The sequence below is a fragment of the Paenibacillus sp. LS-5 genome (assembly GCF_056121505.1).
On the sequence record NZ_JBWAVA010000012.1, the window covers coordinates 49855 to 69174 of the forward strand.

Sequence of the window (19320 nt, forward strand, 5' to 3'; positions counted from 1 at the left end):
GGGAATGAGAAAAATACTTAGAATTGTACTGAAATCTTTAGCAGGATTAGTTATAGCAATAGCCCTTTTTTTAGCCATTGTATATGTAGTTAATCTGATCAGCAATAAATCGGAGCAAGGTAAAATCCAGCCCTATGGCCAGTTAGTCCCTGTGGACGGGAAGAACATGAATGTTCTGATTCAAGGAAAAGGTGAAGAAACCGTCGTAGTGCTGCCCGGTTATGGGACAGGAGCGCCGGCACTTGATTTCAAGCCGCTGGTAGAAGAACTGTCACCCTTTTACAAGGTTGTTGTGATTGAGCCGTTTGGTTATGGATTAAGTGATAGAACCGGTAAAGAACGAAGCACAGCGAATATTGTAAGTGAGATTCATGCGGCTTTACAGCAGCTTCAGATTGACCATTATACCCTAATGGGGCATTCCATTGCAGGCATTTACGGACTGGATTATGTGAACAAATATGCCGATGAAGTGAATGCATTTGTCGGGATCGACAGCAGTGTTCCCACGCAAGGCGGTATGGATGATGAATTACCGGTGAAAACGTTGGAGCTTCTCGACAAATCGGGTCTCATGAGATTGCTGAAGAAAATAAGCGGTGATCCCTATGCCGGACTTCCATTCGATACTGAAATCAAAGAACAAATGAGAATGATATCGAATAAAAACTCCAGTAATGCCACAGTGATGAATGAAATGGAACACATTTCTTCTAATTTTGAAGCCGCTAAAGCGTTGACATTCCCGAAGAACCTTCCCCTCCTTCTATTTGTACAAGCGAATAATACAGACGTTGAAGGATGGCTGCCGCTGCATGAAGGGCAAGTCAAAGATTCTGTACATGGAAAAGTGATCACACTTGAAGGAGGCCATTACCTGCATCATACCAGATCCAAAGAAATCGCCCGGGACTTCAGAGCGTTTATGGAGGAGTCCCAATAAGAGATTGCTCTATTCCCCAATCATAGAAACAGCGGCAGCCATGGACGAGAATCAAAGTCCTGGGTTGCCGCTGTTTATTTTCTTGCTAAATGCAAGTCGATCCTCCCTCCTTAAGTCCCCACCCGTTCCGTATAGACATTCTCGAAAAATGCCTTTTTGAAGTCATCCTCCCGTATGAAAAAGTATAATAACCCGGACAAGTCCCAACTCATCCCGATCTCATCACTAGAATCCGCCTGAAACAATAGGAGTTGATCGCTGGGGTGGCCTCCGTATTGCAAAGGCGTCATGTGGCCCAAGAAGCGAAACCCGATTTCCCGATGATAGGTTTCCATGAAGTCTGTCCAGAATCCCAGCGAGTATTTATCTAAATCCCCTTTGTTTCGGATCAGCTTGTTCTCTGCCACATAATCGCTGTCGGGGATAGTTAATTCAAGCTTTTTCTCGAGTAGGGCAGATTTGAATATTTCGGGGTTCAGTAGCCCCTTTGGCGGTTCCATTCTTATCAATTCTGAAGTGTCGGTGGTATAATAAACCGAATTGTTATTCATTTTGTCGTCATCATATCGCGGGTCGTCGTACCACAGGTCAGGGTCATACACATAAAAGAAGTACAGAATGCCGCTTGCGGGGTACTCCGGATCTATCTCATCCATTGGGAATTCTTCCAGGTTAATTTGAGCGACAAAGGACATGGGATGATGCTTCCAGGAGGGCCACTGAAAGGTGGAGGGGACATCAGGAAGCCCGCCGATTTTGCTGGTTCCAAGCTGAATGGTGTCATCGTCCACCATCGTGGGTGCCATATAGAATCCGGGCCTAATGTGCTTTTCTAAGGTGCCCCAATAGTTGGCCAGACCTGCTTCTTCCAGCATCGAACGGATGTCACCCATGGAGGATTCTGCCATCTGACCGGCCAGAGGGGGTTTCACTTGGTTCGAGCCTTCGTGGTGCTCTGCTGAACCCGTTGTTAACGAGATGAGAAATATGAGGCATGCACTTATCATTTTGAATATATTCACGATTCATATCCTGCCTTTCAAAATGCTTATTCTACAAGTGCTCTTGTCCCCATGTTATATGACTTATCCTCCAGTGACTACCGATATATTCATTCAGAACAGATGTGCCAAAAACCTTATGTCTCCGTGCGGCAAGTCTGTTGTTTGATGGTGTTACGGTTCGTTTAATTCGTACTAATGAGAGGTTCGGCACTTATACATACTTTAGGAGGAATTCGCATGCTGAAATCCCTGCAAGCCATTGAAGAATACCGAGAAATTGGACAGCTGTCCGGCGGGGGCTTTTCCTGGCTGGAATATATTGTTCAAGCAGAAGAAACCATTGTCAACCTGGAACGTGTGGACTCGCTGCATGAGCTGGAATACATTAATCCGGTGCTGGATTACGTAGAACGAAGCCTGCGTCTGCTGGACAGTCTGCCGCTGTCCTACTGGATCAAGGAGCTGGCGGAAGAGACGCTGGTCTGGTCGGAGACGGCGAAGGGTGGCACCCTCCGGCAGCGCAGGCTCTGGCAGGCGGAAGGCATTAATATTTTTGTGCATAATATCGGTTCGGCCCAGCTGTACTTGAGGCATGCGGGGGAGTATGGTCTGCATTCTATTCGTGGGATGGAGGCCGGCGGTACCGAAGCCGCGAAGCAAGAGATTGTGCATCGTCTGATTGAAACGCATGGCCTGATCGGGCAGCAGATTCGCGGTGAAGTGCCGCCCTCTGTCAACCGCCCGCTAGCTTCGATGGTAGAGGAAGGACTGCTGACCGCCGATGAGCTGGAGCGCCTGCTGTTTGCACTGAATCACTGCATTATATCTGCAGTATCCCCTGAGCTGTGGCAGGAGGTGCGGACCCAGGTTATGGAGCTGATCGCCGTGATCTCGTCGGGGGATCTGCAGCATGCCGAAGTACCGATGAAGGAGCGCTTGCAGAGAATGCGTGCGGGGGCGATTGCGGCAGGTGAGGATTATGATACTGAATGGAGCAGCCTGTTGCACGAGGGATTCAATCCCGATGTTCTGGAGCCGATGCAGCCGATCACATTCTGGTATGTGGAATCAGCGCTGCAGACCTTTTCGCTGGAGCAGTTTCTTAAGGTTATGACACTCACCGCCTGCGGCAGTAAGCTGTCCGGCCTGAACCATATCAGCTACGAGGCGGTAATGAACAGCATTTATTATGATTACAAGGGTGCCAAGAAGATCAATGTATACAAGAAGCGGATTATTGAAAAGTATTTGTCCGGACTGTCCTGGGAGGATATTCTGGACGGTTCTACCCCTGCGGGCAATCCGCATCTGATTCACCGGCTGCGGCGGGAGGAACACCTGCCGGACACACTGTTCTTCCATTTCGAATTCTCTCCGGCAGCGGAGAAGCTGATTGAGTTCTGTATGGAAGCAGAGAAGTCGGCACTATATGAACGGGCCGTGCTGCTGCTATTCGATCTGTTTGAGCTGCGCCGGGATGCCTTTGACCGGTTCCACAATGAGGATACGTACTTAAGCCAAATGAATGAGACAGCAGACTATAAAGCGGTCATTCTGGAGTATGTCACCGGACAGAAGGTGCTGGACATAGGCCCTGGCGGCGGCGTGCTGCTGGATCTGATCGAAGAGCGGATGCCGGGAGTGATTCCTGTGGGCATTGATATCTCCAGCAATGTGGTGGAGGCGCTACGCCAGAAGAAGCAGCGGGAGGGGCGGCGCTGGGAAGTGCTGCAGGGCGATGCGCTGAACCTGAAGGAGTATGTGGAGCCAGGAACGGTGGATACCGTGATATTCTCCTCCATTCTGCATGAGCTGTATTCCTATGTGCCGCTGAACGGGGTGAAGTTCAACCATGAGACCGTAGCTGCGGCGCTGGCAAGCAGCTTTGAGGTTCTGGCAGAGGGCGGCGTTATTATTATCCGTGACGGTATTATGAGCGAGCCGGTGAATCAGCGGCGCCGGGTGCGTATGCTGGAGGCGGACGGGATGGCGGCGCTGGAGCGCTATGCCAAGGATTTTGCCGGACGGAATATTCAAGTTGAACACGTAGACGAGCAAGAGGTGCTGATGCCGGTGAACGATGCGATGGAGTTTCTATATACCTACACCTGGGGAGAAGAAGCCTACATTCATGAGGTCCAGGAGCAGTTCGGCTACTTCACCCCCTCGCAGTATAAGGCGTTCATTCAACAGACCCTGGGGGAACGGGCGAAGATTGAGGTCTTCCGCCATTATTTGCAGGAGGGCTATACGGAGGCGCTGAAGGACCGGGTAGTGGTGATGGATGAGAACGGACAGGAGGTCTCGCTGCCGGACAGTACCTGCTTTATAGTGATTCGGAAGGCAAGAGAGAGCCATTGATCCGCAATAATTGCAATAAGGTTAAATAAAATTTCTCCCATGGAAATATTTATGAATAGGTGGATTCTGCCGATATATATTGGTAATTATCCAATATTAGCGGCTTATTGCCGGATTAGGCAAATTGATACATATTCAGGAGGAACGAAATGGGAGAGAAAAGCAGGATTGTATTACCGATACTGGGGGCATTATTGGCAGCGGTTATAGGCGGTGCGGTATGGGCTGCCCTTGCCATCCAAACCGATTATGAGATTGGTCTTTTGGCCTGGGCCATCGGTGGATTAGCCGGATTTGCGGTTGTGAAGCTGAGCGGAGGCTGTACGAATGTAGCGCATCAGGTAATCGCGGTGATCGCCAGCTTGCTGGGGATTTTCCTCGGAAAATATTTCATCTTCAGTTATTTAATCAACGAAGGTCTGGACGGAATGTTCGCGAGTGATCTGATCACGCTGTTCATGGACAACATCAAAGAGTTCTTCGGTGCGATGGACATTGTGTTCGGCATTCTGGCCATTCTTACCGCCTGGAAGATGCCGGCCCGTCTGGCCAAACAGCCTGCGGCTCCGGACCTGAACCTTCCTTCTTAAGCTTCGCGGAAGAAATTAGAAAGTGAACAAACCAATCAGCAATCAGCATACAACAACCCCTTAGGCCATCGCCTAAGGGGTTGTTGTATATCCAGTGCAGATGGAGAGATCAAAGGACTCAGGCTACCATCCGCCAGCTCAACAGCGCTTGCGGAACTCCGAAGGGGAGCATTTCATCGACTTACGGAAGACTTTGATGAAGTAGCTGACGTTGTCGAAGCCGACTTCGAGGGCAATGTCGGAGATTTTGCGTTCGGTCTGCTGCAGCAGGTCTGCTGCCTGGCGGATCCGGTAGGAGTTGATATAGTCCACGGGTGTTTTTCGGGTCATGGCCTTGAAGAAGCGGCAGAATTGCCCTTCACTCATGGGGATCAGCTCCGAGAGATCGCGGGTGCGGATCGGTTCCTGGTAGTTGTCCTGGATATAGAGAATGACTTTTTTGAGCCGGCTGATCTTGGTGGTATCGGCGCTCTCTGACTGGCTGTGATTCACTGACCGGCCCTCAATGGCGATCTGGGAGAGCATGATGAGCAAAGTTCCTTTTATAAAGGATTCGAATCCGGGCATTTTAAGATCATAGGCCTCCATCATGCGCTCCAGATGGCGCAGTAGCTCCAGCTGCCAGGGGATGTCCGGCGACAGCTGCCGCGGGAAGCTCTGGCGTTTCTCCAGAAGAGGCTGAATCACGTTCTGCTGAATGGTATCATATTGAGCGCTGGCCAGGAGATCGGGGTGAAAGACCAGTGCACAGAAGCGGCAGGGGCTGTCATTCAGCGCATATGCTGCATGGATATCGCCGGATTCTATGAATACGGCTTCGCCCTGGCGGAGTGTGAAATAGTCGGTATCGACCTGGAACATAATCTCTCCCTCCAGCAGCAGGAAGAACTCGGCTTCCTCATGCCAGTGTGTATCTAGGACAGGAGTTCCGGCGGGAAGTTCGATCCAATAGGCGGAAAGCGGGAACATGACATCGCCATGAACACGGTCTTCTTTGAGCAGACGCTGCGAGGTGCGGTCCATTAGGGGCCTCCTTTTCGAGAAAACATCAGAATAATGTTATAAATAAACTATAATATATTAGTTTTGTATAATTATTATCGTTATAATGCAACTATAAACACCAAATTGAAGGGTGGCAAGTACCACATGAAATTTACAGACGGCCTCTGGCTGGTTCGTGACGGAATCAACATCAACGGTGCAGTTCAAAACTATGTAGTGGAAAAAACAGCTGAGGGATTAACGGCTGTTACACAGACGACTCCAATTACAGGACGTTCAGCAACCCTGAACTCCACGCTCCTGACCGTGAAATTCCATTCCCCGCTTCCAGGCGTGGTGGGCATCAAAATCATTCACAATGATGGCGTATTGGACCGTGGTCCAGCCTTTGAATTGACTAAGGGAACCGGCGACCACGTTCAAATCGAAGAAACCGATGCACAGACCGTGCTCATCAGCGGCGGACTTCGCGTTGTAATCAACAAAGGGGCTGGGTGGTCCGTAGATTTCTTCCGGGGCGACGAGCGTATTACCGGCAGCGGTTACAAATCAATGGCCTACATTACCGACCAGGACGGCAACACCTACATGCGTGAAGAGCTGGATATCGGCGTAGGCGAATTCGTCTATGGTCTGGGCGAGCGGTTTACCTCTTTTGTCAAAAACGGACAGGTAGTAGACATCTGGAATAAAGATGGCGGCACCAGCTCCGAGCAGGCTTACAAGAACATTCCTTTCTATGTTACAAGCAAAGGCTATGGCGTATTTGTTAACCATCCCGAACTGGTATCGTATGAAATCGCTTCAGAAAAAGTGAAGAAAGCGCAGTTCAGTGTAGCCGGCGAAAGCCTGGAATACTTCATCATCGAAGGGCCTTCCATTAAAGAAGTCATCACCAAATATACTTCGCTAACCGGTAAGCCAGCGCTTCCGCCGGCATGGACCTTCGGCCTGTGGCTGACTACTTCGTTCACAACCGACTACGATGAAGCGACTGTGAATTCCTTCGTTGAAGGTATGGCTGAACGCGATCTGCCGCTGCATGTCTTCCACTTCGACTGCTTCTGGATGCGTGAATACCAATGGACCGATTTCCAGTGGGACCCGCGCGTATTCCCGGACCCTGTCGGCATGCTGAAACGCCTGAAGGAAAAAGGCCTGAAAATCTGCGTGTGGATCAACTCCTATATCGGACAACGTTCACCGCTGTTTGAAGAAGGCAAGAAAAACGGCTATCTGATCAAAAAAGCAAACGGCGACGTGTATCAGACAGACCTGTGGCAAGCAGGCATGGGACTTGTAGACTTTACGAACCCTGCAGCTTGTGAATGGTATGCCGGTTACCTGCGTGACCTGGTGGATATGGGTGTAGACAGCTTCAAGACCGACTTCGGCGAACGCATTCCTACCGATGTGGTGTACTTCGACGGCTCCGACCCGCAGAAAATGCACAACTATTACACGCAAATGTACAATAAAGTGGTCTTCGAAGTACTGGAAGAAAAGCTCGGCAAACATGAAGCTGCTGTATTTGCCCGTTCAGCTACGGCTGGCGGACAGCAATTCCCGGTTCACTGGGGCGGTGACTGCTACGCAGATTATGAGTCGATGGCAGAAAGCCTTCGCGGCGGGTTGTCCCTGGGCTTGTCCGGCTTCGGATTCTGGAGTCATGACATCGGCGGGTTCGAAAATACAGCTCCTGCGCATGTGTTCAAACGCTGGCTGGCCTTCGGCTTGCTCTCGAGCCATAGCCGTCTGCACGGCAGCACCTCTTACCGTGTACCTTGGGCATATGATGATGAAGCTGTGGATGTTACCCGCTTCTTCACCAAGCTCAAATGCAGCCTGATGCCTTATCTGTATGATGTGGCCGGACAGGCACATGAGCTGGGCTGGGCTTCGATGCGTGCAATGGTAATGGAATTCCCGGAAGATCCTACATGTGAAGTGCTTGACCGTCAATATATGCTCGGCGATAAGCTCCTTGTGGCTCCAATCTTCCAGGAAAACGGCGAAGTGAAATACTACTTGCCGGCTGGACGCTGGACACACCTGCTAAGCGGGGAAACGGTTCAAGGCGGATCTTGGCGCAAAGAAAAACATGATTTCTTCAGCCTGCCGCTGTTCGTACGCCAGAACTCGCTCTTGGCTACAGGCAGTGTGGATACCCGTCCGGATTATGATTTTGCCGATGGCGTGAAATTCGGTCTGTATGCTCTGGAAGACGGGGCAGCAACCACTGCAACTGTCCGTGACATGAGCGGTGCGCCTGAACTGACCGTGAAGGCTGAACGTAAAGGCAGTTCCATCACCGTTACCGCAGAAGGAAGCGGCAAGGCATTCACACTGGCTGTGAAAGACCTGGGTGCTATCGCTTCTGTCGACGGAGCGGAGCAAGCAGACGATACAACAGTGAAAGTGAACGCCGGCGCCAACTCCGTATCGTTCACCATTACCCTGAAATAAGAATAGGATTCTGCACCCTGGCAGAATGACACAGAACCTCTCTGTACGACATGGCTGTGAAGCATCCATGAAGTCAGGGAGGTTTGTGCTGTGAGGGGATCTGCCAGGGGAATCTCATAATCAGAATTGTGTTATAGATCGGCTGTTTCGTATTAGTGTTACGCCGGTAATGTCCGTATACTGTGATTGTTTACAGATTCGTATGAACGAAGGAGCTAATTCACTATGCATAGTCAAGAGAACCAAGCCGGAGTGTTCAGCCAGTCTGAGTATTCCTCGGCCACGGCGCTGTCCACGGCCGCCAATTATATTATGAACTCGCAGGAGCCATTTACTCATACTTACCGGACGTTCATCCGGCTGCGGGAGAATGGAAGCCTGACCCTGAAATTCTGGCACAGCAATGCGGTGGATTCGACCTGGGATATGGGCCTTGAAGCGAGAGGCAGCGAACCGGGAGGTAAGTGGAGTATTGAGGCGGCTTATATTGCCGACGGAGGTCTGGAACCGGATGGTACGGTCGCGGCAGGCACTCAGGTGCCCGTGACCTTCTCGGGAGGAGCAGCGAAGCAGGTTGCCCCAGGCGAAACCTTCTGGAGTGATGAGGCTTCCCTTACACTGCCGGAGGGTCACTATCTTGCTTTTACGTGGACGATTAGAACGGCTTCACCAGGCAAAAGCTTCCCGTACAACGTGGAAGGTATCCTGGTCTCTGCCTACGATGGCCCGGGGAATCTTGCCGCTCAGGAATCAGATGTATCTTTCAGTGTATCGGACAAGCTGCTGGTATTGCCAAGCTACATCGGCTACAAGAAACGAGTATCCAAGAAGCTTGTATTCCTGGGTGATTCCATTACGCAGGGGGTGCGGACGGCAAAGGACGAATATTCCTATTGGGCTGCGCGGATTGCCGAAGGACTGGGAACCGGTTATGGGCTATGGAATCTCGGGTCCGGCTGGGGCAGAGCTTACGATGTGGCAACGAACGGCTCATGGCTGAATAAGGCCAAGCAGGGGGATGAAGTGCTGATTGTGCTGGGTGTGAACGATCTCGATATCGGTAGACGTTCAGCTGCGGAATTGCTTGAAGATCTGGCGCACATTATTGCTTTGATCAGAGAGGCGAATCCCGGAGTGAAGATTATTCTGGGCACTGTGCCGCCGTTTAATTTTGAGGGTGAACGTGAGGAGGCCTGGCGCAGTGTGAATGCACAGATTCTTACGGCTCCCCCTGCAGGGGTCAGCCGCGTATTTGATATCGCGGCCGTACTGTCGATGCCGGCTCCGGCAGACCACCGGGTCCGCGCTGAGTATATGAGCAATAGTGACGACCCGCATCCGAACGGCACAGCCGGCAAGGCGGTGGCGGAGGCTTTTCTGGCGTGGTATTGAGGAAGAAATAAAGAACACCCAAAGCACACTAGGCATACTATGTATTACTTTTATAGGGAGGTAGTGCATACTATGGGTATCCAGATGGGATCACAGCAAAAAGTGTTGTATCAGGCAGATCAACATTATGTCCAAAACTTGAGATCGGTTAGAGATCATTTACACGGCATATGCAGACAACATGTCAATCAGTTTGTTCAAGTGCAAACATTAGACGGTCAAGTGTTCACCGGGAGAATTGTGGGATGTGACAGAGGGTTGTTTTATTTGAAGGTACAGCATCATGAGGGACAGCATCATGGGGGGCAACGCGCTTTTTACGGAAGTAGTATCAATGATACAATATTAACCCTTGTGCTGTATGAAATACTTGTGATCACTCTTTTGTATACTTAAACTTCAAAAAAGAGAACCTACATGTTGGTAGGCTCTCTTTTTTTTGGGGGGTCTGTGGTTGATTAGAATGTCCGGAGAATAATCACCAGCAGAATGTACAGTACCAAGATTGTAGTAGTGGAAGTAACAAGACCTCCAATATTTCCGCAACCGCTCATTGTATTCCCTCCTCCGCAGGATGATCTTACAGATCCATGATATGCACCTTGCCCCATCTCTGTATGGACGTTTGACCAGCATTGGGATGTATATGATCAAAGATGAGGGAAGGTGATGTGCGGGCAACCGGTCCTCTTCGTATCAGGGGGTATTCTGCATCCGGAAATCCTTGGGAGAACTGCCCACCTGTTTTTTGAACACCTTGCTGAAGTATTTAACATCATGAAAGCCGACCATCTCGGAGATCTGCGACAGCTTCAGGTTGGGATTCTGCAGCAGCAGTCTGGCTTTGTCGATTCTGACACTGGTGATATAATCCGAGAAATTAATGCCATACTCCTGCTTGAACTTGCGTGAAATGTATTCGCGGCTAACGTAGAATTTGCCGGCCACCTCCTGCAGTGACAGGTCGGACGGGTAGTTCTGCTCAATATATTTCACAATATCCGTCATTGGATTGCGTTCCTTGACTACTCTGGCGGAAAGCTCCTGCGAGAGCTGCTGCAGCATGGCAAAGGACCAGTCGCGCCAGGCGAACAAGGAGAAGGAATAGCCGCTCGGCAGGGGGGCAGGATTCCGTGTATCCGCCCGCTCAAGCTCTGCCAGTGCACTGTCTGCCTGTCCGCCTAGAACTTCACGTACCAGCCGGGAACGGAAGAGCAGGGCGTCGGCCTTCCATGAATTCAGCATCTCCGGGGTAACCACACCCCGCCGGCTGAGCTCGTGGGTCCAATGCTGTGCTGCGGCTGACAACACCTCAGGGCTGCCGCTGATTACAGCCATTCTCCATTCTTCCTGTACGTCTGCAAAGATCATCGGGGCTCCGTTCCCGGTGTCTACAGCTTCAGAAGGCGAGGAGAAATGGCAGTAATCCTCATGTCTTAACAGATTGCGCCGGAGCAGGGCTTCGGCGGCTTCTGCGCGTTCTGCGGGCAGTCCTCCAGGCAGGCTGCCGACGGAGCTGATGCCAAAGTGCATCCGGAACTGCAGGGTCAGGTAAATTCCCTGGTTGATCCGGTTGACCAGCTCGACAACCGACTCCTGAACATCCCACAGGATCATTGCGATTTCGGGCGGTCCGCCCCAATAACGGAAGGCAATCCCTTTGCCCTGCTGCTGCAGAAATTCATTGCAGATATTGACGATGGCATAATACATCAGCTCGCTGTCTCCGCCAAACCGTTTGATCAGCGGATTGTTGCCGGGATCGGTCTGGACCAGAATCAGCCGTGAGACGGAGGTATTAGGCGGAACCACTCCCTCATCCAAAAGCCTGCGCAGCGTGGCATCCGCATTGAGCGGATCATCGATCAGTGCCGACAGCAGCTTCTCCCCATAGATGGGCTTGATTTCATTCAGTCTTATGCTCTGCTTCTGCCGGTGGCTGCGCTCTTCTTCTTCGGTCCGCCAGGAGGCAACCGCTTTGGATACAGCATTATTGATCATTTCCGGCTCAATGGGTTTGAGAATATAGTCAATCCCGCCGTGACGGACGGTCTGACGGACAAAGTCAAAATCATTATGGCCGCTGACCACAATAAATTTGGTGCCCCCGGCAAATTCATTCACCCAGGTCATGAGCTCGATCCCGTTCCCTGACTCCATCATCATGTCCATAATGACCAGGGCCGGCTTTTCCCTGCGGATCAGCTCTATGGCTTCGTTGCCGTTTCCGGCTTCGAGAATCTCTCCGATCTGATGCGCGTCCCAGTCGACCAGAAGTCTGACCGCCTTGCGTACTCTGGCTTCGTCGTCAACAATCAGCGCCTTCATATCTCTTCACTCTCCACTACAATGTCAAATTCCAATCTGATCACTACTCCGCCTGCTATATGATTATCGGCAGTCATCACAGCACTGTCCCCGCAGACCAGCCTTAGCCGGGCGAGTACGTTGGGCAGGCCGATCCGGGCGCCCGGGGCATCCCTTGTGCTGTCTGCACTGTCTGCGCTGTCCGCATCTTTCAGGGTGTTAATATCCAGCTGGCTGGGATGCTGAAGCTCCTGCTGCAGAGCCTCCAGCCTTGCTGCCGGAATGGAACTGCCGTTGTTATGGATAATGATCTCCATCCGCCCGGAATCCAGCCGGGCGGCCGTAATCTCGATCTGCCCGTCGGTACGGGCGAGATTGAAACCATGCTTGAAGTAATTCTCCACAATGGGCTGGAGGATCATTTTGGGCATCAGCGCCTTCAGCAGCGATTCTTCCATATCGTAGCGGAAAGTGAACTTGTTTTCAAAACGCTCCTTTTGCAGCTCGATGTAGGCTTTGACATGATCCAGCTCATTTTGAACCGTAACAATCTTCTCATCATTGTACATACTATAGCGCATCATCTTGGCGAGTGCGGAGAGCAGGGCGTAGATTTGCGGCACCTTAAGCTCCAAAGCGAGCGTACCGATAATCTGCAGCGTATTGTTCATAAAGTGAGGATTAATCTGCGATTGCAGCGCCCTCAGCTCATTGGTTTTGTTCGACAGCTCCAGCCGGTATTCACGCAGAATCAGATTGTTGATCGTATCCATCATACTGCGGAAGCGCTCAGTGACGAGGCCGATCTCATCCTTGCCGGTTGGTCTGATATCAATCTCCAGATTACCCGTCTGCACCTGATTCATGTACCTTGTCAACTGCTTAATCGGGGCTGTAATCCGGAAGGAGATGAGAATCGTCAGCGCAATAATCATAACCATCAGCAGCACCAGCAGCATGATGTTGATCCGGGCTGATTCGTTGGCTTCACGGTACAGGTAAGAGACCGGAATCTGCTTCACCAGCGTCCAGTTCAGTCCGGAACTTTCTATCCTCTGATAGATAAACACAGCTCCATCCTCTTCAAAATATCCCTGGGACAGCCCGCTTCCCGCGATTTGCTTGTCATACCAAGAGGCATTCAGCGGTTTACCCAAGGTTGCCTCATCATGGCTATATACCACTGTGCCGCTGCCATCCACCAGATAGATATTCTCCTTACCCCGTTCATACAGCTGGTCCATAATATCCGTAAACGCCGTCAGCTTCACATCAATAGAGAGATAGCCAAGCGCATCGGTGGAAGGAATTCTCTCAATCCTTCTGTGCAGGGTGAAGACCGGCTCGGGGCTCAACTGCAGAATCACTGAATTCATACCGTAGCTGTTGCTTATATGTGTGCTCTGAAAAGAGAGGGGATACGGATCCGTGATCCGGGAGTCAGCATAGAGCGGAATTCCCTGCCACCGCTTGGGCGTGGCGTTGTGGGCTACGAGCGTGGCTTTACTGTCTTTGACACGGTATAGATAGACCTGAAAGATGTCAGGCATAGATGTCAAAATATAGTTCAGTGAAGAGTAAATCCGGATGTTGGCCGTCATATCGTCGTAGCCCGCTTCGAGCTGTCTATAGAAGTCCGAGTCCGAGTAGACCGTCAGGGAGAGCCGGTTTACCTCCTGGATCAGGCTGTTGATATTTTTGTAGCCTTGGTATAGCAGATTTTTATTCTCATCCACTGCCCGGGTCCGGAGAGACTTCGTCGTGTAGGAATAGCTGATAAACATCGTCGCCATAATACAAATTAAGGTAGGAAGGAGTAAAAATACAATCAATTTAGTGCGAATACTGTTCCATTTCATCGATTCTTGTCACATCCGATCAATATTTTACACCTTAACGATCACATGAGTAGGTGTAAGCGGTCCTTTGAAAAATAGATAATATGTTTAGATCATAAACAAGTGAGTGAGTAAAAGAAAGGGGGACGGGTGAATGCGCGGTTCGAAGTTGTCCCAATTTGGTCAACAGACTTTTTTTGTGGGTCCGGCTTTATTGTTTTTTACCCTGATTACTATTATTCCATTTCTAATGGGGATGTACTATTCCTTCACGGACTGGAACGGCGTATCGGGTAACGTAAGCTGGGTTGGCATTGATAACTTTAAAGCGATATTTACAAATGATCCGGATTTCTGGTCATCCTTCTGGTTCACCGTGAGATTTACTGTGCTGGGAGTTGTTTTGACCAATGTAGTGGGCTTTTTTCTGGCCTATCTGCTGACAAAACCATTGAAAACACGCAATATGCTCCGTACCATTTTCTTCATGCCGAATGTGATCGGGGGATTGCTGCTCGGGTTTATATGGCAATTTATCTTCATCAAGGGTTTCGCCACGATGGGCGATATCACCGGCTGGTCTTTCTTTAACCTTCCATGGCTGGGTGATGCAACAACCGGTTTCTGGGCCATCGTCATGGTGTTTATCTGGCAGTCTTCCGGTTATCTGATGGTAATCTATATCGCTTCACTCAGTAACGTATCCAAAGAAGTGCTCGAAGCTGCTGAGATTGATGGCGCATCCCGGATGCAGGTGCTTCGCAATATTATCGTTCCTTTAATTATGCCTGCAGTGACCATCGGGCTGTTCCTGGCGATTTCCTGGTCCTTCAAAATGTTCGACCTGAACTTGTCCCTGACCAAAGGCGGACCGTTCAAATCGACGGAGTCTGTGGCCATGAACATCTATAATGAAGCCTTCCTGAACAACCGTTACGGTCTGGGTACGGCCAAAGCGCTGCTCTTCTTCCTGATTGTCGCGATTATCACTATCATTCAGGTCCGTGTGACGAAGAGCAAGGAGGTAGAAGCTTAATGAATGCAAAGTCCAAAAGCAGATGGAATATCGGAATTGAAGTAATCATGATTCTTTTGGCGCTTCTATTCCTCTCGCCTTTCTATTTCCTGCTGGCGAACTCGGTGAAATCCTTCGGGGAGATCCTGAGCGATGCTGCAAGCTGGCCGCAGCACTTCATGTGGTCGAACTACTCGAACGCATGGCGGTTGGCCCGCTTCTCTGAAGCGTTCCGCAACTCGCTGATTGTCACCATCATCAGTGTGGTTCTGATCTCTTTGTTCAGCGCAATGGCTGCTTACCGTATGGTTCGCTCCAATAGCCGGTTCAACCGGGTGCTGCTGCTGCTGTTCGTAGCCGCTATGGTCGTTCCGTTCCAGACCATCATGATTCCAATCCTAAAGGTCGTTAATGTACTAGGAGTGAATAACTCCTTTGTGGGTCTCATTATTTCCAACCTGGGACTCAGTATTCCGATGGCGATCTTCCTGTTCCACGGCTTCATCAAGTCCGTACCTCTTGAGATTGAAGAGGCGGCAACGGTCGACGGCTGTAATCCGATCTCTGCATTCTTCCGGATTGTACTTCCTCTACTGAAGCCGATGCTGATGACCATCATCGTTCTGAATGCTCTGGGAATCTGGAATGACTATCTGCTTCCGTCACTGATTCTACAGGCACCTGGACTGCGGACCATTCCGCTGGCCACCTTCTCGTTCTTCGGCCAATATACGAAGCAATGGGATATGGCGCTCCCGGCACTGACCATCGGGGTTGCTCCAATCGTGATCTTCTATCTGTTCATGCAGCGTTACATTGTTGAGGGAATTGCGGCCGGCTCGGTGAAAGGTTAATACCCGGGCCCCCGTTCCACATATTAATCAGTTAAATTATACAAGGGGGAAATAAAATGTTTAAGAAACGTTCTGCGCTGTTAATGTCATCTGTAATGCTAATGTCAGTAGCACTCGCGGCTTGTGGCGGTAATTCAAATAATGCCGCATCAAATAATGCATCAAGTGGAAACGCTGGCAACAAATCCGGTGAAGTGAAAACGGTTAAAATCTTTCAATTCAAGACTGAAATCGTGGAAGGCCTGAACGAGCTGAAGGTTGAATTCGAGAAAGAATATCCTAACATCAAGCTGGATATCCAGACTGTCGGCGGCGGTGCTGACTATGCGGCAGCCCTGAAGACTAAATTTGCTTCCGGCGATGCTCCTGATATTTTCTCGAACGGCGGTTATGCTGAAATGGCACTATGGGGTGACAAATTGGAAGATCTGTCCGATCAGCCTTGGGTGAAGGATCTGATTCCTTTGGCTGCTGAGCCAATGACCAAAGACGGTAAAACCTACGGAATGCCGATGAACCTTGAAGGTATCGGTTATGTATACAATAAAGACCTGTTTGCCAAAGCAGGCATCAAAGAAACTCCAAAAACCATTTCCGAGCTGGAAGAAGACGCTAAGAAGCTGCAGGCGATCGGTGTAACTCCATTCGGCAATGCCTATCAGGAATGGTGGCTGCTGGGGATTCAGGGGATTAGCGTAGCTTTTGCACAACAGGATAATGTGGATGAGTTCATCAAGGGCCTAAATGCCGGAACTTCCACAATCGTGGGTAACGAGAAGTTCAAGGATTGGAGCAACCTGCTTAATCTGACTGTGAAATACGGACAGAAAAATCCTTTGACTACAGATGCTAATACTCACCTGGCTTTGTTCGCCAAGGGCGAAACAGCTATGATGCAGGAAGGCAACTGGGCACAGACTCTGGTTGACAACATCACTCCTAACATGAACATTGGTATGTTCCCTATGCCAATCAACGACGATGCTGCGATGAACGATAAGCTGTCTGTAGGTGTTCCTGCGAACCTGGTTGTGAACAAGGATTCCGGATCGAAGGAAGAAGCAAAAACCTTCCTGAACTGGCTCGTAACTTCAGACATGGGTAAAGAGTATATCGTGAAAAAATGGAAGTTCATTCCTGCCCTGTCCACCATTCCAGCAACCCCTGAAGATATTGGTCTTCTTGGTGCCGATGTATGGAACTATGTTAAAGAAGGCAAAGTATACGGTTTGCAAGCTTCCAAATTCCCTGATGGTGTAACTCAGGAATTCGCAAGTGTCATCCAAGAGCTGATCGCTGGTAAAACCGACGAAGCCGGCTGGGAAAAAGGCATGCAGGCGGCTTGGGACAAGCTGAAGAAATAATTCGTTAAACAGAGAGTCCGAAGCACGGACCAAATTAGTATTTAGCAGTTGGATAAAGTGGATTAACAAAAGGCGCTCCGTCTATCTCATCTTTGATGTGAGGCGGAGCGCCTTTAATTGTTTTACAATAAGAAAGAAGAAAGGGAGTGGGAGAATGGCCAGAGAAGGTTATGCTAACGTTCAAGTCGGTGTTGATTATTATCCAGAGCACTGGGAGGAATCCATGTGGGAGCCGGATGTTAAGCTAATGAAGGACAGCGGGGTCAAAGTGGTCCGGGTGGCAGAGTTCGCCTGGAGCCGTCTGGAACCGGTGGAAGGGGATTTTCAGTTTGACTGGCTGGACAGGGCGATAGATCTGTTTCACAAGTATGGCCTGCAGGTTGTGATCGGGACGCCCACGGCTACACCGCCGCGCTGGTTGACACAGAACTACCCGGATGTTCTGCCGGTCTTTGCGGACGGGCAGACATTTCATGAAGGGGTGCGGGGGCACCGCTGCTACAACAGTACCTCCCTTCGCCAATTCGGAAACCGTATCATTGAGCGCCTGGCTCATCACTATAGCAGCCATCCGGCTGTAATCGGCTGGCAGACAGATAATGAATTCAGCATGCTGGACTGCTGCTGCGACCGCTGCAATGAAGAATTCCGGGACTGGATACGGGCGAAATATGGGACTCCCCAGCATTTGAACCAGGAATGGGGAACCGTGGTCTGGAGCGGGGAATACAGCAAATGGCAGGAGGTTACGGTACCTTACGGCGGTTCGCCGCATCAGAATCCTTCGCTGCTGCTGGATTACCAGCGGTTCCAGTGGGATTCATGCATCGGCTTCCAGCGATCCCAGGTGGAGATTCTGCGCCGGGTCTGCCCGGAGCATTTCATTACCCATAATTTCCACAGCTATCCGCAGCGGCTGAACATGCATGGGCTGGCCGAGGATCTGGATGTGGCTGCCTTCGATTATTATCCCAATCCGTCCCCGCAGAAGCAGTCAACTGCGCCGTACAGCGGGGCGCTTTCTCTTGATCTGACCCGGGGCATCAAACGCCGGAACTTCTGGATCATGGAGCAGCTTAGCGGGCCTCCGGGCTGCTGGTTCCCGATGTGGCGGACACCGTACCCGGGGCTCATCCGCGCTTATGCCTGGCAGGCGATTGCGCGCGGAGCCGATACGGTCGTGCATTTCCGCTGGCGCAGCGCCGCAGCCGGAGCGGAGCAATTCTGGCACGGGCTGATCGACCACAGCAATGTGCCTGGGCGGAGGTTCGCCGAATTCGCACAGCTGTGCGGTGAGGTGAACCGCTTGTCCCCGGTGCTGGAGGGGACGGAGGTCATCAGCGGGGCTGCTATCCTGTATTCGCATGAGCAGCAGGCAGCGCTGCGCATTCAGCCCCAGGCCGAGGGCATGGACTATTATGAGAACATCAAGCTGTACCACCGTGCGCTGACCAAGCTTGGCATCAGCTGTGATGTCATCGACTGGCGGCAGCCGCTTGAAGGATACAAGCTGGTGATTGCGCCCAGTCTGTACCTGCACGATGAAGAAGCCTCCCGGTCCCTGGAGGCCTGTGCATCAGCCGGGGGGACGGTGATCCTTACGAACCGCAGCGGCGTGAAGAATATGAGCAACATTTGTGTGATGCAGCCTCTTCCCGGATTATTCTCACATGCAGCAGGCTTTACAGTAGAGGAATATGACCCGGTCGGAAGCGAATCTCATTTGCTTCGTGATCGTGAGGGGGTTCTATATGAATGCAGCCAATGGTGCGACATTCTGCGGCCGGAAGGGGCAGAGCCGATTGCCTGGTATGGCGACGATTTCTTCGCCGGAGCTCCTGCAGTTACCGTGAACCGCTTCGGTGCAGGCAGAATTTATTATATCGGAACTCATGCCGGAGAGGACTACTGGCAGAAGCTTCTCCATGATATCGCGCTGGAGGCAGAGCTGGGCCTGTTTCCGGGATTGCCGGACGGCGTGCAGGCCTTCACGCGGACCGGGGAGGCGGGAGATCTGCTGTTCCTGCTGAATCTTACCCGGACGGCACAGACTGTCGGGCTGGACAAGCATTACCGCAGCGCTCTAACCGGTGCCACACGATCCGGACCGGTTGAACTTGCTCCGTACGCCGTTGAGATTCTGAGGAAAGAAAGCTGAACCATCCTCCAGTGTCTGAGGAA

The 19320-nt window shown here is 51.0% G+C and carries 15 protein-coding genes; 10 read left to right on the forward strand and 5 right to left on the reverse strand.

Going from position 1 to position 19320, the window contains the following annotated elements:
* Positions 1-4: 4 nt before the first annotated feature.
* On the forward strand, positions 5-943 hold the full coding sequence (locus AC0MA3_RS17515; protein WP_474657214.1) for an alpha/beta fold hydrolase: 939 nt from the start codon (positions 5-7) through the stop codon (positions 941-943).
* A gap of 110 nt (positions 944-1053) precedes the next feature.
* Here AC0MA3_RS17515 and AC0MA3_RS17520 read toward each other — a convergent pair whose 3' ends face one another.
* Complete coding sequence (locus tag AC0MA3_RS17520) at positions 1054-1965, reverse strand: DUF1963 domain-containing protein (protein WP_474657134.1); 912 nt, start codon at positions 1963-1965, stop codon at positions 1054-1056.
* Between the two features lie 219 nt (positions 1966-2184).
* Here AC0MA3_RS17520 and AC0MA3_RS17525 point away from each other — a divergent pair, with 219 nt between their 5' ends.
* Both AC0MA3_RS17525 and AC0MA3_RS17530 read left to right on the forward strand, forming a co-directional pair.
* Positions 2185-4308 (forward strand): class I SAM-dependent methyltransferase, encoded by a 2124-nt coding sequence (locus AC0MA3_RS17525; protein ID WP_474657135.1) that lies wholly within the window; start codon positions 2185-2187, stop codon positions 4306-4308.
* Positions 4309-4457: 149 nt separating this feature from the next.
* Positions 4458-4898: a hypothetical protein gene (locus AC0MA3_RS17530; protein ID WP_474657136.1), complete on the forward strand. Its 441-nt coding sequence runs from the start codon at positions 4458-4460 to the stop codon at positions 4896-4898.
* A 138-nt stretch (positions 4899-5036) separates the two neighbouring features.
* On the opposite strand, the gene AC0MA3_RS17535 is transcribed toward AC0MA3_RS17530, so the two are convergent.
* Entirely contained in the window at positions 5037-5921 is an 885-nt protein-coding gene (locus AC0MA3_RS17535; protein ID WP_474657137.1) for an AraC family transcriptional regulator, read from the reverse strand.
* A 126-nt stretch (positions 5922-6047) separates the two neighbouring features.
* On the opposite strand from AC0MA3_RS17535, the gene yicI reads away from it, so the two are divergent.
* From yicI to AC0MA3_RS17550, 3 genes are all read left to right on the forward strand, one after another.
* Positions 6048-8369 carry an alpha-xylosidase gene (gene yicI / locus AC0MA3_RS17540; protein ID WP_474657138.1) on the forward strand — a complete coding sequence of 774 codons (2322 nt, stop codon included), beginning with the start codon at positions 6048-6050 and terminating at the stop codon, positions 8367-8369.
* Positions 8370-8594: 225 nt separating this feature from the next.
* Complete coding sequence (locus AC0MA3_RS17545) at positions 8595-9761, forward strand: SGNH/GDSL hydrolase family protein (protein WP_474657139.1); 1167 nt, start codon at positions 8595-8597, stop codon at positions 9759-9761.
* A gap of 72 nt (positions 9762-9833) precedes the next feature.
* On the forward strand, positions 9834-10157 hold the full coding sequence (locus tag AC0MA3_RS17550; RefSeq protein WP_474657140.1) for a hypothetical protein: 324 nt from the start codon (positions 9834-9836) through the stop codon (positions 10155-10157).
* 62 nt (positions 10158-10219) lie between these two features.
* On the opposite strand, the gene AC0MA3_RS17555 is transcribed toward AC0MA3_RS17550, so the two are convergent.
* The 3 genes from AC0MA3_RS17555 to AC0MA3_RS17565 form a co-directional block, all read right to left on the reverse strand.
* A complete protein-coding gene (locus AC0MA3_RS17555; protein WP_218619217.1) occupies positions 10220-10315 on the reverse strand; it encodes a YjcZ family sporulation protein in 96 nt (31 codons plus the stop codon).
* Positions 10316-10457: 142 nt separating this feature from the next.
* Positions 10458-12089, reverse strand: a complete 1632-nt coding sequence (locus AC0MA3_RS17560) for a helix-turn-helix domain-containing protein (protein ID WP_474657141.1) — start codon at positions 12087-12089, stop codon at positions 10458-10460.
* Positions 12086-13927: a sensor histidine kinase gene (locus tag AC0MA3_RS17565; protein ID WP_474657142.1), complete on the reverse strand. Its 1842-nt coding sequence runs from the start codon at positions 13925-13927 to the stop codon at positions 12086-12088. The genes AC0MA3_RS17560 and AC0MA3_RS17565 overlap by 4 nt, the downstream gene beginning before the upstream one ends.
* Positions 13928-14060: 133 nt before the next feature.
* On the opposite strand from AC0MA3_RS17565, the gene AC0MA3_RS17570 reads away from it, so the two are divergent.
* The 4 genes from AC0MA3_RS17570 (at position 14061) to AC0MA3_RS17585 (ending at position 19297) form a co-directional block, all read left to right on the forward strand.
* Positions 14061-14942 carry a carbohydrate ABC transporter permease gene (locus AC0MA3_RS17570; protein WP_379163604.1) on the forward strand — a complete coding sequence of 294 codons (882 nt, stop codon included), beginning with the start codon at positions 14061-14063 and terminating at the stop codon, positions 14940-14942.
* The gene (locus tag AC0MA3_RS17575) at positions 14942-15775 is read left to right on the forward strand and encodes a carbohydrate ABC transporter permease (protein WP_379163601.1); all 834 of its coding nucleotides are present in this window, start codon (positions 14942-14944) and stop codon (positions 15773-15775) included. Before AC0MA3_RS17570 ends, AC0MA3_RS17575 begins: the two co-directional genes overlap by 1 nt.
* Before the next feature lie 56 nt (positions 15776-15831).
* Complete coding sequence (locus AC0MA3_RS17580; protein ID WP_379163598.1) at positions 15832-17139, forward strand: ABC transporter substrate-binding protein; 1308 nt, start codon at positions 15832-15834, stop codon at positions 17137-17139.
* A gap of 154 nt (positions 17140-17293) precedes the next feature.
* The gene (locus AC0MA3_RS17585; RefSeq protein WP_474657143.1) at positions 17294-19297 is read left to right on the forward strand and encodes a beta-galactosidase; all 2004 of its coding nucleotides are present in this window, start codon (positions 17294-17296) and stop codon (positions 19295-19297) included.
* Positions 19298-19320: the final 23 nt, after the last annotated feature.